The organism is Shewanella sp. SM95, assembly GCF_025653595.1.
Lineage (GTDB): Bacteria > Pseudomonadota > Gammaproteobacteria > Enterobacterales > Shewanellaceae > Shewanella > Shewanella oncorhynchi.
Genome location: NZ_JAKKSE010000042.1, coordinates 1 through 13,388 on the forward strand (window position 1 = coordinate 1; position 13,388 = coordinate 13,388).

13 protein-coding genes, 1 tRNA gene and 1 rRNA gene are annotated in these 13,388 nt (G+C 45.0%); 6 read left to right on the forward strand and 9 right to left on the reverse strand.

Features of this window, described 5'->3' with window-relative positions; translation table 11 throughout:
• Positions 1-241: integrase core domain-containing protein (locus L5M29_RS23085; RefSeq protein ID WP_263170122.1), on the forward strand; the 241-nt coding region annotated here is incomplete at its 5' end.
• Here the strand turns inward: L5M29_RS23085 and L5M29_RS23825 are convergent.
• Positions 163-360 carry a hypothetical protein gene (locus tag L5M29_RS23825; RefSeq protein ID WP_411569052.1) on the reverse strand — a complete coding sequence of 66 codons (198 nt, stop codon included), beginning with the start codon at positions 358-360 and terminating at the stop codon, positions 163-165. The two genes, L5M29_RS23085 and L5M29_RS23825, sit on opposite strands and share 79 nt — an antisense overlap.
• An 813-nt stretch (positions 361-1,173) precedes the next feature.
• Between L5M29_RS23825 and L5M29_RS23090 the strand changes: the two genes are divergently transcribed.
• Entirely contained in the window at positions 1,174-3,144 is a 1,971-nt protein-coding gene (locus tag L5M29_RS23090) for an RNA-binding domain-containing protein (RefSeq protein WP_263170268.1), read from the forward strand.
• Between the two features lie 154 nt (positions 3,145-3,298).
• Here L5M29_RS23090 and L5M29_RS23095 read toward each other — a convergent pair whose 3' ends face one another.
• From L5M29_RS23095 to L5M29_RS23110, 4 genes are all read right to left on the reverse strand, one after another.
• Positions 3,299-4,483 (reverse strand): NAD(P)/FAD-dependent oxidoreductase, encoded by a 1,185-nt coding sequence (locus L5M29_RS23095; RefSeq protein WP_263170271.1) that lies wholly within the window; start codon positions 4,481-4,483, stop codon positions 3,299-3,301.
• 310 nt (positions 4,484-4,793) lie between these two features.
• On the reverse strand, positions 4,794-5,810 hold the full coding sequence (gpsA, locus tag L5M29_RS23100) for an NAD(P)H-dependent glycerol-3-phosphate dehydrogenase (protein WP_263170272.1): 1,017 nt from the start codon (positions 5,808-5,810) through the stop codon (positions 4,794-4,796).
• A 4-nt stretch (positions 5,811-5,814) separates the two neighbouring features.
• Complete coding sequence (secB, locus tag L5M29_RS23105; protein ID WP_006083777.1) at positions 5,815-6,300, reverse strand: protein-export chaperone SecB; 486 nt, start codon at positions 6,298-6,300, stop codon at positions 5,815-5,817.
• A 295-nt stretch (positions 6,301-6,595) separates the two neighbouring features.
• Positions 6,596-7,030 (reverse strand): rhodanese-like domain-containing protein, encoded by a 435-nt coding sequence (locus tag L5M29_RS23110; protein WP_041411364.1) that lies wholly within the window; start codon positions 7,028-7,030, stop codon positions 6,596-6,598.
• Between the two features lie 267 nt (positions 7,031-7,297).
• Between L5M29_RS23110 and gpmM the strand changes: the two genes are divergently transcribed.
• From gpmM to L5M29_RS23130, 4 genes are read left to right on the forward strand one after another with little or no spacing between them, the layout of a single operon-like run.
• Entirely contained in the window at positions 7,298-8,842 is a 1,545-nt protein-coding gene (gene gpmM / locus L5M29_RS23115; protein ID WP_263170275.1) for a 2,3-bisphosphoglycerate-independent phosphoglycerate mutase, read from the forward strand.
• A 10-nt stretch (positions 8,843-8,852) separates the two neighbouring features.
• Positions 8,853-9,986: a murein hydrolase activator EnvC family protein gene (locus L5M29_RS23120; protein ID WP_113941204.1), complete on the forward strand. Its 1,134-nt coding sequence runs from the start codon at positions 8,853-8,855 to the stop codon at positions 9,984-9,986.
• 32 nt (positions 9,987-10,018) lie between these two features.
• Positions 10,019-11,227 carry a S41 family peptidase gene (locus L5M29_RS23125; protein WP_105250840.1) on the forward strand — a complete coding sequence of 403 codons (1,209 nt, stop codon included), beginning with the start codon at positions 10,019-10,021 and terminating at the stop codon, positions 11,225-11,227.
• 9 nt (positions 11,228-11,236) lie between these two features.
• Positions 11,237-11,992: a divergent polysaccharide deacetylase family protein gene (locus L5M29_RS23130; protein ID WP_105250839.1), complete on the forward strand. Its 756-nt coding sequence runs from the start codon at positions 11,237-11,239 to the stop codon at positions 11,990-11,992.
• Here the strand turns inward: L5M29_RS23130 and L5M29_RS23135 are convergent.
• The 4 genes from L5M29_RS23135 to rrf form a co-directional block, all read right to left on the reverse strand.
• Complete coding sequence (locus tag L5M29_RS23135) at positions 11,967-12,422, reverse strand: Rrf2 family transcriptional regulator (RefSeq protein WP_105250838.1); 456 nt, start codon at positions 12,420-12,422, stop codon at positions 11,967-11,969. The genes L5M29_RS23130 and L5M29_RS23135 overlap by 26 nt on opposite strands.
• A gap of 22 nt (positions 12,423-12,444) precedes the next feature.
• Positions 12,445-12,699, reverse strand: a complete 255-nt coding sequence (locus L5M29_RS23140; protein WP_173242460.1) for a YkgJ family cysteine cluster protein — start codon at positions 12,697-12,699, stop codon at positions 12,445-12,447.
• 335 nt (positions 12,700-13,034) lie between these two features.
• A tRNA-Asp gene (locus L5M29_RS23145) sits at positions 13,035-13,111 on the reverse strand.
• 36 nt (positions 13,112-13,147) lie between these two features.
• Positions 13,148-13,263: ribosomal RNA gene (gene rrf / locus L5M29_RS23150) — 5S ribosomal RNA — on the reverse strand.
• Between the last annotated feature and the right edge of the window lie 125 nt (positions 13,264-13,388).

A 13,388-nucleotide genomic window follows, 5' to 3' on the forward strand; every position in this document is an offset into this window, starting at 1 on the left:
GAGCCGTCGCGGTAACTGCTGGGATAATGCGCCAATGGAGCGATTTTTCAGGAGTTTAAAAACGGAATGGATCCCGACCCAAGGCTACAAGAGTTTTAGCGAAGCTAAACAAGATGTGACTGATTACATCATTGGTTATTACTGTGAAGTCAGGCCACATCATTACAATGCAGGATTGAGCCCAAATGAATCAGAGCGAAGATTTTGGGAAGATTCTAAAGCTGTGGCCAAATTTAGTTGACCACTACACTGGCACAGCGGGGCGTTAATATAATAATTTGCGCGCCCCACTTTTTGCCTCGTTAAAAATCCGCACTCGACCAGTTGCTCTAAATATTTAGTGGCGCCAGTAGTAAGCAAAGCAAACGAGTCTATATAGATAAATTTCGCTCTTTTTTATACTTAAGAGATTCAATATGTATAATTTTCCTCAAAAATTATACATGACGGAGAAAACACGTTTCGTTTTTCAAGTTTTCTATACATGACATCTATGTAGTTCCACTCATTGATAAGTTTGTTAACCACTGACTCATTCTTAAAAATCAGTCGCTTTACGCATTGTTATCGCCATTTAATCGCTATAGCTTCTTAATCCATGTGTTCATGGGTAGCCTCGGCCCACTGATGCTCGCCTACTTCCTCGCGAATCCAAAGGTGAAAAAACTGCGATACGCAGAAACCAAACTGGCGATTGGTTGAGTTGATTTAGCGGTGTGTCTGATGAAAGGATAACGATTAGAATCCTCTATTAATTATCCATATCACTCCAAGTCATCTTCCTCAAAAGTTTGTCTTAGTTGCAATTTCATCTGTACACTACAAGTCTAATTAACAAGTATGATTTAGCACTAAACTGATAATTGTCAGCAATACCTGCTAAGATTTCAAAAAACCTAAACGACCGACAAAAATCATTACAATCAATAAAATAAAAAGTCACCACTAAGTAATTGGTGCTTTGAAACGAATAAAATAGCGATTGTGATACTAGATAATCTCGATCCAAAGTAGCAGATAAGGGCACAACATGATTACTAGCAACTCTGCCTCGAATGGTTTGAAAACTAAGTACAATTATCAAAAACGTGACAAAGCCATACGTAACGTTTAGAAATAACTAATTACCGAGCTTTAAAGTAAATACTACTCATCGCAATGATGGATCCGCAGATGCAAAGAATCGAAATTCAAACACTATCTGACATTGAATTATTAGTGGAATCGCAACAGGTTGAATTTAAACTAGCTGCAGGAAAAGACGGCTTTGGTACATTGCCAAAAGATTTTTGGCCATCGTACTCCGCAATGGCAAACTGTAAAGGCGGATGGATCATTCTCGGAGTTAAAGAAAAAGAAAGGGAATTCATCCCTATTGGTATAAGTGAACCCGATAAGTTGCTACAAGACCTTTTTAATCAGCTCAATGATAGAGATAAAGTTAGTATCAATTTACTAACTGAGGAAAGTATCTTGCGTCTAAATGTCGAGCAAAAAACGATCTTAGCAATATATATTCCTCCTGCAATAAGAAAGCAAAAACCAGTTCACCTAAAAAAATCACCATTTAGCAATAATACTTTTGTACGCATACATGATGGTGACCGCCCATGCTCTGATGAAAGTGTTAAAAGGATGCTAGCGGAACAAATCCACGATAGTCGAGATGATGAAATTCTATCTGAGCACTACAACTTCATTGATGATATTGACTTAGATAGTCTAAAAATCTATCGCAACCTATTGTCAGCCCATAGCCCTCACCACCCATATCTAGACTTACAACTATTTGAGTTATTTAAAAAAATAGGGGGTTGGAGAAAAGATCGTGAAACCGGAAAAGAAGGGATAACACTCGCAGGTGTTTTAATGTTTGGACAATGGGAAGCAATTACGGCTGCCGCGCCTCATTATTTTGTCGATTACCAAGAAAGACCAGAAGCAAGAACAGAGCTACGCTGGGTTGATCGCGTAGTACCTGACGGTACATGGTCTGGAAATTTATTTGATTTCTATCGAAAAGTTTACCAAAAGCTCACCGCTGATTTAAAAGTCCCTTTTCATCTGGAAAATGGCCAACGTAAAACAGATACACCTATTCATACCGCATTACGTGAAGCACTAGTCAACACTCTTGTTCATGCCGATTATACTGAACGCGTGTCTGTTTTGGTGGTTAAACGCCCTGATTTATTTGGATTTCGTAATCCTGGATTAATGAGAATACAACTAGAAGATGTTATTACAGGCGGAATCAGTGATTGTCGTAATCGATTATTACATCAAATGTTTTTGTTGATTGGTCTTGGAGAAAGGGCGGGGTCAGGTATTCCTAAGATATATAGTGGATGGAAATTTGCAAACTGGCGAACCCCAAAACTGCACGAGAAAGAGCAACCAGCACAAACCATACTCGAATTACTAACTGCTAGCTTGATCCCAGATAACATCAGGCAGCAGTTAACCGAACAATTCGGAGAACGATTCAACCAACTACCTGCTTTTGAACAACTAATAGTGGCTGCTGCCGCAATCGAGGGATACGTTAATCATGAGAGAGCCTGTCAGCTGACCTCACAACATTCTAGAGAAGTGACATTAGCCTTACCAAAGCTCGAAGCAAAAGGTTTTTTGCAATCTACGGGAGAATATAAGCAGAAATTTTACACCTTACTAGGAGTGTCTTTACCTACACCTGAAGATGTTTTTTCTGAGAACTCCACATATTCAGGCTTGAACTCCACATATTCAGGCTTGAACTCCACATATTCAGACTTGAACTCCACACATAACATACGAGATAAATACGGACGCTTACTTAGTGATCACTTCAAAAAGCCATTCGTTGACTCTTTAGAGCTTTTAGAGGAGCAGTTTAAACATCACCTATTTTCTATTGCCGTTTTAGCGCGGGAAAAAAAATCCTTACCGAAAGAAACGATGCAAAACATCATTTGTGAACTATGTTCAGAACAATTTATCTCAACTTCAATCTTGGCTGAGTTACTACAGAGAAACCCTAATTCAATCAGGCAACAATACTTAAAAGATTTAGTAGATAATACGCGTCTTGAACTCGCATTTCCGCAATTAAAAAATACGCCTAAACAAGGATATTCAACGGTTGATATCAAGGGTGGCTAATACTCAATAAAGCCAATAAATCAACTTTTCTGATAATTTTGACCCTAAACTACCTTAACTCAACCAAATCACTCTTTTACAAACAACGCAGAGACACTAAAGAAAAACGAAGTAAATACGCCAAGATTACAAACTTTATTGTCTCTACACACAACTAAACCGCTTGTCCTGCGGCCACGCCAGATGCCCAGGCCCATTGAAAATTAAACCCGCCTAACCAACCACTTACGTCCATGACTTCACCGATAAAGTAGAGTCCTGCGACTTTGCTGGCTTCCATGGTTTTGGATGACAGCTCATTACTATCAATACCACCTAAGGTCACTTCGGCGGTGCGGTAGCCTTCAGTACCGTTCATCAATACTGTCCAGCGGTGGAGATCATCCACAAGTGTTGCGCGCTCGGCGTGCACTAGCTGATTTAACGCTTTATTCAACAGGGCTTCATCGAATAGTACTTCCACCAGCCGTTTAGGCAACCATTGGCTTAAGGTATTACGCAAACTCTGTTTAGGATGTACGGCAAATTGTTGTTCTAGCAATTGCGCCAAATCCATATTCGGCAAGAGATCGATTTCTATGGTTTCGCCCGCTTTCCAATAGTTGGAAATCTGCAAAATGGCGGGGCCAGATAAGCCACGGTGAGTGAATAGCAGCGCTTCGCTAAATGCAGTGCCATCTTTGGCGGTAATGCGGCTCGGCACTGCGATTCCCGACAGAGGTTCGAAACGAATTTTATCTTCACTGTGCCAAGTAAAAGGCACCAGACCCGCGTGAGTTGGCAACACTTTAAGGCCAAACTGCTCGGCCAGTTGATAGCCGTAAGGCGTGGCGCCGAGTTTAGGCATGGATAAGCCACCCGTGGCGATAACCAGTGAGTCGCAGCTCAGTTCGCCGTTAGAGGTATTGAGCTCAAAGTGCCCAGCCTCGGTCTTTTTAACAGCCAGAATATCGGTACGCAGCTTGATCGTCACGCCCGCCCATTCACACTCGGTCAATAGCATAGTGACTATCTCTTTGGCCGAGTCATTGCAAAACAGTTGGCCGTGATCACGTTCGTGGTATTCAATGCCGTGACGCTCGACCATTTCAATAAACTGCTGCGACGGATAACGCGCGAGTGCCGATTTAACAAAGTGAGGATTGCCACAGAGGAAATTAGCGGGCTCGACTTTAAGGTTGGTAAAGTTACAACGCCCGCCGCCGCTGATGAGGATTTTACGCCCGGCTTGCTTGGCATTGTCGAGTACGAGTACATCACGGCCTCGGTAACCCGCGGTCGCTGCACACATCAATCCCGCGGCGCCGGCTCCGATAATAATGACATCATGATGTTTCACGCTCTTACTCCACACAGATAAATTGATTGGTATTGTCTGCCAACGGGCAATTTGCTGACTCGCGAACCTTTAGCAAGCAAGTCATACAACAGCTAAACGGAGCAAAGATAAGCTCAAACGCTAGACACAAATCCCCGCTTTCACCACCTGACCTCCAGGGATGGAGGAAATGCTCGTCTGATGTCGGGAACATCAAGGGCCTTGGCGACCGGGGATACATCTTGCACACCAGAAGTCCGGGCACAAAAAAGGGCGCTATTTTAGCACCCTTTCCTTTATTCGGCATTACAGCATCATCACGGCTCGCGGTTTATTGCGTAGGCGTTTCTGATTTCTTTTCTCTGCTGAGCAATTCTTTCGCAGCATCGACTGGCGCTTTGCCTTGATACAATACTTGGTAAATCTGCTCAGTGATCGGCATTTCAACCCCGAGGCGTTTCGCAAGCGTAAACACTTCTTTGGTATTGCGATAACCTTCAACCACTTGGCCAATTTCAGCCTGTGCTGTCATCACATCACAGCCTTTACCTAAGGCTAAACCGAAACGACGGTTACGGGATTGGTTGTCGGTACAGGTCAACACTAAGTCGCCTAACCCCGCCATGCCCATAAAGGTGGCGGCATTGGCACCTAAGGCTTCGCCTAAACGCGTCAATTCGACTAAACCACGGGTGATCAGGGCTGTTCTGGCATTGGCACCAAAGCCGATACCGTCGGACATGCCCGCACCAATAGCGATCACGTTCTTTACCGCGCCGCCAAGTTGCAGTCCGGTAAAGTCGTCGTTGGCGTAAACCCGCAAACGTTTAGGGCTGTGTAACAGCTCGACGAGATCGTTGGTGAATGTAGGACAAGTACCCGCGACCGAAATGGCCGTAGGTAAACCCATGGCTAATTCTTTCGCGAAGGTCGGCCCAGATAACACCGCCAGCGGATATTGCTCACCTAACACATCACGGGCCACATCTTGCAGCAAACGTCCGGTTTCAGGTTCGAGCCCTTTAGTTGCCCATACGATGCGCGCATCGCTACGGAGTAACGGTTTAGCTTGCTCAAGCACAGTACCAAACACATGGCTTGGTACTACCACTAACACATTGTTACTGGCAGCTAAGGCTTTGGCTAAATCGGCTTCGATCTGTAAACAATCAGGAAACGCAATACCAGGCAAAAACGCTTGGTTGCACTTGTCTTGAGCGAGCGTTTGCATGTGGGCAGGATCGTGTCCCCATAACAAGGTCTTATGACCATTGCTGGCTAAAGAAATGGCAAGGGCGGAGCCATAAGAGCCCGCCCCTAATACCGTGATATCGGCAGAGTTTTTCATGTAATTAAGCGTTAGCTTCTTCGGCAGCTGGTGCAGTCGCAGCAGCTTGACGTTGTTGCACGTATTGGGCAAACAGCGCGTCGAAGTTAACTGGTGCTAAGTTCAGTTGTGGGAAAGTACCACGGCCGACTAAGCTGCCCACGGTTTCGCGAGCATATGGGAATAGGATGTTAGGGCAGTATGCACCTAATGAATGTGCCAGTTGTGGCTCAGTCAGACCAGTGATAGAGAAGATACCAGCTTGTTGTACTTCACATAGGAAAGCAGTATCGCCACCGTTTTGTGCCGTTACCGTTAAAGACAGGACTACTTCATACACATCATCAGCTAATTTAGCGCTGCGCGTGTCTAAATCTAACTTAACTTCTGGGTTCCATTCTTTTTGGAATACCGCTGGGCTGTTAGGCGTTTCGAAAGACACATCTTTAGTGTAAACACGTTGGATGTTGAATTGTGGGGCTTGTTGTTCGTTGTTTGCTACTTCAGCCATAATTTCCTACCTATCCTATCAATGTTGTATCGGCTTTTCGTTGAAAGCCAATTATTATTTGAAAGCCAATTCATCTTTGAATGTAAATTGGCCCGGGGCTTATGTTACTCAAGGCCTGTATCAGATCTCGGTATCATCCCAACTTTCACCCATATTCGGGTATCGATCGAACCAGTCTAAAAACTTACATTAAGCCCTTAGCGACCGCAGGATCAGTATGCCAAACAATGATGACTGTATTGCTGCACTATCCGGTGGATTGAGTGCAGCTTAAATCATAACTGCCGCCGACAACTTATCTTTTGCTTTTTGAAACAGGCATATTTGCTGCCTGCCATTCACCCATACCACCTTTCAAGTTGTACAGGTTTTCAAAACCTTGCTTACTCAAAAGCTGAGCGGCTTGAGACGAGGTCATGCCAGCATTGCATACCAATATAATGGGACTCGCTTTATACTTTTCAAGGGCAGATATCTGATTATTTTTAATATCTGCTAGCGTAACGTTAATTGCATCAACAATATGCCCCTTGCGGAACTCGTCGTTCGAGCGCACATCAACCACTTTAGCGTCCTGTCTGTTCACCATAATTGTCAGTTCTTGGTGAGAAATACTTTTGATTTTTGACATGCTCGATTTGATGATACTCGCGACAAGCACAACAAATAATCCCACCCAGGCCAGACTTAACATTGAGTGAGCTTTAAAAAATTCGATATATTCTTGCATGATGATTGCCCGCATAAATGGCGAAAATTCGATAAGGGCACAGAGTATACCGATTGCCTTGGCAGAATGCAGCAGTTTAGTCACAGTTCGAGATCGCACTTTTAGCGCAATTGGTCCAGCACTTGTCACAAGCCACTCACAGAATCGGGCGAATTAGTGATTCGATGACCTTAATCGGGGTAAAGCGCTTTTTCATACCCCGCTAACGTAGTAATATTTGACCAATTTCAGATTTCTATCGCTTCTATAAAACTTAAAGGTATCACTATGACGACAGCTAAACGTCCGCTCGCGTTGTTGATCCTCGATGGCTGGGGCTACCGTGAAAACACGCATAATAATGCGATTTTCCACGCCAAGACTCCGGTACTCGACCGTCTCAACGCTAAATATCCCCATAGTTTGATTTCAGGTTCTGGCTTAGATGTAGGCTTACCTGATGGCCAGATGGGAAATTCTGAAGTTGGCCACATTAACTTAGGCTCTGGCCGTGTGGTGTATCAAGAACTCACTCGCATCAGTAAAGCCATTGCAGATCATGAGTTTGAACAAAATCCTGCGCTATGTGATGCGGTAGACTCAGCCATCAAAGCTGGCGGAGCTGTGCACATTATGGGCTTGCTTTCTCCCGGTGGCGTCCACAGCCATGAAGAGCATATCGAAGCTATGTGCCGTATGGCCGTTGCGCGCGGTGCAACTCAGGTTTATCTGCACGCTTTCCTCGACGGCCGCGATACGCCACCGCGCAGCGCTAAGGGTAGCCTGAGCCATTTTGATGATCTGTTTACTACATTAGGCCATGGCCGTATCGCATCGATTATTGGTCGTTACTTTGCTATGGACAGGGATAATCGTTGGGATCGCGTGTCACAAGCCTACGATTTAATCACCCAAGGCAAGTCAAAATTCCAATACGACAATGCCGTTACAGCATTGGAAGCGGCTTACGAACGTAACGAAAACGACGAATTCGTTTCTTCATCGGCGATCACAGATGCCAACGGTCAAGTTGCGACCTTAAAAGACGGCGATGCCCTGATTTTTATGAACTTCCGTGCTGATCGTGCCCGTCAAATCACCCGTAGCTTTATTCACCCAGACTTCGATGGTTTCGAACGCGCTGTTATGCCGAAAATGCACTTCGTCACTTTGACTGAGTATGCTGGCGACATCACAGCACCTATCGCTTATCCATCTGAAAACTTAGTGAATACCTTAGGTGAAGTGCTGCAGAAACAAGGTCGTACTCAGCTGCGTATCTCTGAAACTGAGAAATACGCCCATGTGACTTTCTTCTTTAACGGCGGTAAAGAAGAGCCATTCGAGGGAGAAGATCGCATCCTAATCAACTCGCCTAAAGTGGCAACCTACGATCTACAGCCTGAGATGAGTTCAGCTGAGCTGACTGACAAGTTAGTCGCAGCAATTGAATCAACCAAGTACGACGTGATCATCTGTAACTACCCCAATGGTGACATGGTTGGCCACACAGGTAATTTCGATGCCGCCGTTAAAGCTTGTGAAGCTGTCGACGCTTGTATCGGCCGTGTGGTTGATGCGCTGGCGAAAGTGGGCGGAGAATGTATTATTACCGCCGACCACGGCAATGCCGAACAAATGACCGACGAAACCACAGGTCAGGCTCACACGGCCCACACCAGTGAACTCGTGCCTTTCGTCTTTGTTGGACGCGATGCGACCATAGATGAAGGTGGTAAACTCAGCGATGTTGCACCTACCATCTTGACCTTGATCGGCGAAGCCATTCCAGCTGAGATGACGGGCAAACCCTTAATCCACATAAAAGAGTAACCGTTACCTAGTGAGCACTCGACTCCTTGTTAAAGCCAGCATTATTGCTGGCTTTATGATGTTATCTTTCTCGGCACACGCTTCTGATTTGGAGAAGCGTAAGTCCGAGTTAAAATCAATCCAAACGCAAATAAATCAACAACAAAGCGCATTAAAAACCACCAGTAAACAAAGAGAAAAGCTGCTGTCATTGCTGCGTAGCGATGAAGAAGCGATTGCGTCAGCGGCCAAAAAAGTCAACAGCACCAAAAATAGCTTAGCGCAAATCGACACTAAACTTGCCGAGCTAAAACAACGTCAAGATGAGTTAGAAACGCTTAAGGTGACTCAACAACAAACACTGTCGAAACAGCTGTCGAGCGCCTATCTTGCCGGTAATCACGATTACACTAAGATGATGCTTAATCAGCAAAGTCCCGCCACTATCGAGCGTATGTTGGCTTATTACCAATACCTCAATAAAGCGCGAATGAAGTCGATCAACGAATTAAAGCAAACCTTGACCGAGCTAGATGAGATCAAGGTGTCGCAAACGAGTAAGCAAAAGCAATTAACGAAACTCGTGGCCGAACAACAAGTACAAGCTAAACGTTTGAGCCAAGAGCAAGATCAGCGTCAACTGACCATCAAAGAGCTGCAACGCACCTTAAATTCTAAGGGTGCAGAGCTTGAGCAGTTGCAAATTGAAGAGGCCAGCTTAAAGCGCGTCGTTGAACAAGCGCTGCGGGCCATGAAAGATAATCCCTCGATGGAAGGCTTTGGTAAACAAAGTGGCAAACTTAAATGGCCGACAAAAGGTCGTGTGAGTGCTAGCTTTGGTAGCCAACGTTCCGGTCAAGTAGTGTGGAAAGGCACTATGTTGTCTGCACCAGAAGGGCAAAATATTCGAGCCGTTTCAGGTGGTAAAGTCATTTATGCCGACTGGTTACGCGGTTTTGGTCTTGTCATGGTCATCGATCACGGTAAAGGTTATATGAGTCTTTACGGTCACGCTCAAACCCTACTAAAAAGCCCAGGTGAGATGGTAAAAAGCGGTGAAGCGATTGCTTTAGTCGGACGTTCAGGTGGACAGAGCGAGCCTGGCCTATACTTTGAAATAAGGCATAAAGGGCAAGCCGTCGATCCAGCGAAATACTGTCGCTAATCATAACGGTCCCCTTATCACAGGGGACCGTTATGAAATACATGATCCGCTATATCAGTTGCGTTGGATTAGGTCTCACTTTAGGCCTATCCATCAGCCTCTCCAGCCAAGAGAACGCGAAATCCTACCGCGACAACTTTGACTATCCATTACTACAAGATGTACTTGAAACGGTTGAAACTTACTATATCAAAACCGTTCCCAAAGAAGAGCTAGTGCAAGCCGCCATCAAAGGCATTTTTGAACATCTCGACCCCTATTCCAGCTTCTTGAATCATCAAGAATTACTCGATCTTAAAGATTCTAATCGCGGCGAGTATTTTGGTTTCGGTTTCGAAGTCGCGGCCCAAAAAGACCACATCAGCATCATAGCCCCCTTTGCCCATTCTCCCGCAGAGCAAGCGGGAATACGTGCGGGCGATATTATTATTAAACTTAACGACACCCTGGCGACTGAAACGAATCTAGCCGATATCCTTACTGAAATAAAAAGACATAGTCTCAATAATCAGAGTATTAACTTAGAGCTAAAACACAGTAATGACGATGCCACCTTTAAAGTGTCACTCAAGCCAAGCAATATCACTATAGAGTCGGTCAGCACTCAACTGCTTGATGGCAATATTGGCTATGTCAGATTAAGCAACTTCCAAGAAAACTCTACCGAAGATATGGTGCGCTCGCTCAGCCAATGGCAAAACAAACCGCTCACAGGACTTATCTTAGACCTACGCAATAATCCCGGCGGCCTACTCGACCAAGCGGTTAAAATTGCGGATCTATTTCTCGCCAAAGGACGCATAGTCTCGACCTCTGGCCGCTTCTTCGACGCCAACTCTGACTACTATGCCTCACCGCAAACCATGCTGACTAACGTACCTATGCTAGTGTTAATCAACAAAGGCTCGGCCTCTGCATCCGAAGTTCTCGCCGCCGCATTACAAGAAAATGGTCGTGCCAAACTCTTAGGTGAAACCAGTTTTGGCAAAGGTACAGTACAAAGCCTGATCCCCATCTTAGAAGATGGTAACGCGATTAAACTCACAATTGCCCAGTACAATACTCCTAGAGGTGAAAACATTCACAATATAGGGATCATCCCTGACATAAAAATTGCCGCCGAAACTGGTTCCGGCGTTGGTAATTTAGCTATAATCGACGCCCTATCAGCCCATGCATCACTGGCCCAAGATCATCAAGTGACCTCTGCCATTGCATGGATACAGCACCATGACGAATAAGAAGAAATTGTGCGCTTACTTTATTCCTTGGCCCTATTGGCCCTAAGCATTTCTCAAAGCTATGCAGCCCAGCTTGCACTCATTATTGATGACATAGGTTATCGTCATACAGATAAAGCCGTGCTGGCACTGCCCAGTACAGTAACACTCTCAGTATTACCTCATACCCCACTTGGCAAAGAACTCGCTAACGCAGGACACCAAAAAGGCCACGAAATTATGCTACATCTTCCCATGCAGGCGCTTAATGGTAAGACGTTAGGGCTGGGGGGGTTAACCAATACGATGACTGAGGCACAAATTCGCACCAGTGTTATTGATGCGATTAACAGCGTTCCGTTTGCTAAAGGTGCCAATAACCACATGGGGAGTCTATTAACTCAACTGGACGATCCCATGCTCTGGGTCATGGAAACACTCAAACAAAAGCAGCTGTATTTTGTCGATAGTATGACAACACGATTCACTAAGGCTGGGGATAACGCAGATAAGCTAGGCATTCCTTTACTAAAACGCCAACTGTTTCTAGACAATGATACTAGTGCCAATGCACTCGAGAGACAATTTAACTTAATGATAAGTCAGGCACATACCCAAGGTAGCTTGGTGGCGATTGCCCATCCTTATCCGGAAACTATGCGCTTCTTGGAGGCTAACCTACACAGACTTAAAACCGAGGGGATTGATCTGGTGCCAGCATCGAGTTTGCTCCCCATCGGTATTGCACTTAAAAGTGGTACTAATCCAGTTGCAGTACTGAAATAGAAAAGTCTGGCAGCAAGGCGACTAACTCATCACGGTTACTCACAATATCCAGCAAAGTATATTGATCCAGCACATTCAAATAAGCTTCAACAGCCTGGGCTAACACGCCTTTAAGCTTACAGGCTGGTGTAAATCGGCAGTAAGGTTTGCTGCAATCAATCGGGGCGAGTGAGTTTTCTAACACTCGAACTAACTGCCCTAGGTTAATCTCACTCGCAGGCTTACCCAAACGGAAACCGCCCATCTTACCGCGGATGGTTTCAAGGTAACCCATCTTGCCTAAATGATGCACTATCTTAGAGACATGATTTGGTGACAGATCAAATACCTGCGTAATTTCAGCAATCCTAAATAAAGTTGTTCTATCTGGCTGAACCGCTAAATACATCAGGGTACGAACGCCAAAATCGGTATAACGAGTTAACTGCATATTTCACCTGTCAGCGATAAACTTAATGAGAGGTCTGAGATTCGAGTTGGGTAATCAACCAAAGCGCCTCTTCGTTCGAATGACCACAAACATCTTCAGATGCATCGAAATCACTACAAACCGCAGGACGATCAGGCGAGCCGAAAATCAAACATAAATTGGCATCGCTCAATTGCACACAACGCTCACCCGCCGCCTTACCCTTTGGCATACCCGGAATACTGCTGCTTATTGAAGGCGCAATACAGCAAGCACCACACCCAAGACGACAATTCATTTTCGTTACTCATGAAAGACATAAGGCATTATACCGTTTAATTTGTCCGAGATCAGTGTCACAGGTCAATACTGCCAAGTCGCGCACAGGAGGTTTTCAGAACGTGAAAGAAACAATATTGATAAAGTGGAATAAAGATCGGCAAAAAAGTAGGTTTTGATTTTTAACATTGAAGCGAAAGCTTCCTATTCTGATAAGGATGTCATCTACATGATGGCCGAGTATGAGGATAACCATGTGCTTCGAGCCCGAAGCATTAGCGTCACTGACACGAATTATCCGCGACGCCATAACGAAAAAAGCCTCATCTTTCGATGAGGCTTATCTCTTAATGTTGGCGGAGCGGACGGGACTCGAACCCGCGACCCCCGGCGTGACAGGCCGGTATTCTAACCAACTGAACTACCGCTCCTTTAGCTTAACGTCTACACGTTAAYCTAAATTAGGCGCTTGGCGATGACCTACTCTCACATGGGGAGACCCCACACTACCATCGGCGCGTTTGCGTTTCACTTCTGAGTTCGGGATGGGATCAGGTGGTTCCACAAGGCTATTGTCACCAAGCAAATTCTGTTTATTACCGTGTCCATCWCTGGCTCACGCTAATAATAATTCGGAAAGCTGATTTTCTTTGTTTGAGTTCAAACTTCATCAAGTGTCGATATTCTGTCTAAGGCTTTTCGTACGAC

Bases quoted from the DNA above. Each gene is read 5' to 3' on its own strand.
- L5M29_RS23125 (WP_105250840.1), top strand. From the start codon at position 10,019: ATGAAATACATGATCCGCTATATCAGTTGCGTTGGATTAGGTCTCACT.
- gpmM (WP_263170275.1), top strand. From the start codon at position 7,298: ATGACGACAGCTAAACGTCCGCTCGCGTTGTTGATCCTCGATGGCTGG.
- L5M29_RS23135 (WP_105250838.1), bottom strand. From the start codon at position 12,422: ATGCAGTTAACTCGTTATACCGATTTTGGCGTTCGTACCCTGATGTAT.
- secB (WP_006083777.1), bottom strand. From the start codon at position 6,300: ATGGCTGAAGTAGCAAACAACGAACAACAAGCCCCACAATTCAACATC.
- gpsA (WP_263170272.1), bottom strand. From the start codon at position 5,810: ATGAAAAACTCTGCCGATATCACGGTATTAGGGGCGGGCTCTTATGGC.
- L5M29_RS23110 (WP_041411364.1), bottom strand. From the start codon at position 7,030: ATGCAAGAATATATCGAATTTTTTAAAGCTCACTCAATGTTAAGTCTG.
- L5M29_RS23090 (WP_263170268.1), top strand. From the start codon at position 1,174: ATGCAAAGAATCGAAATTCAAACACTATCTGACATTGAATTATTAGTG.
- L5M29_RS23140 (WP_173242460.1), bottom strand. From the start codon at position 12,699: ATGAATTGTCGTCTTGGGTGTGGTGCTTGCTGTATTGCGCCTTCAATA.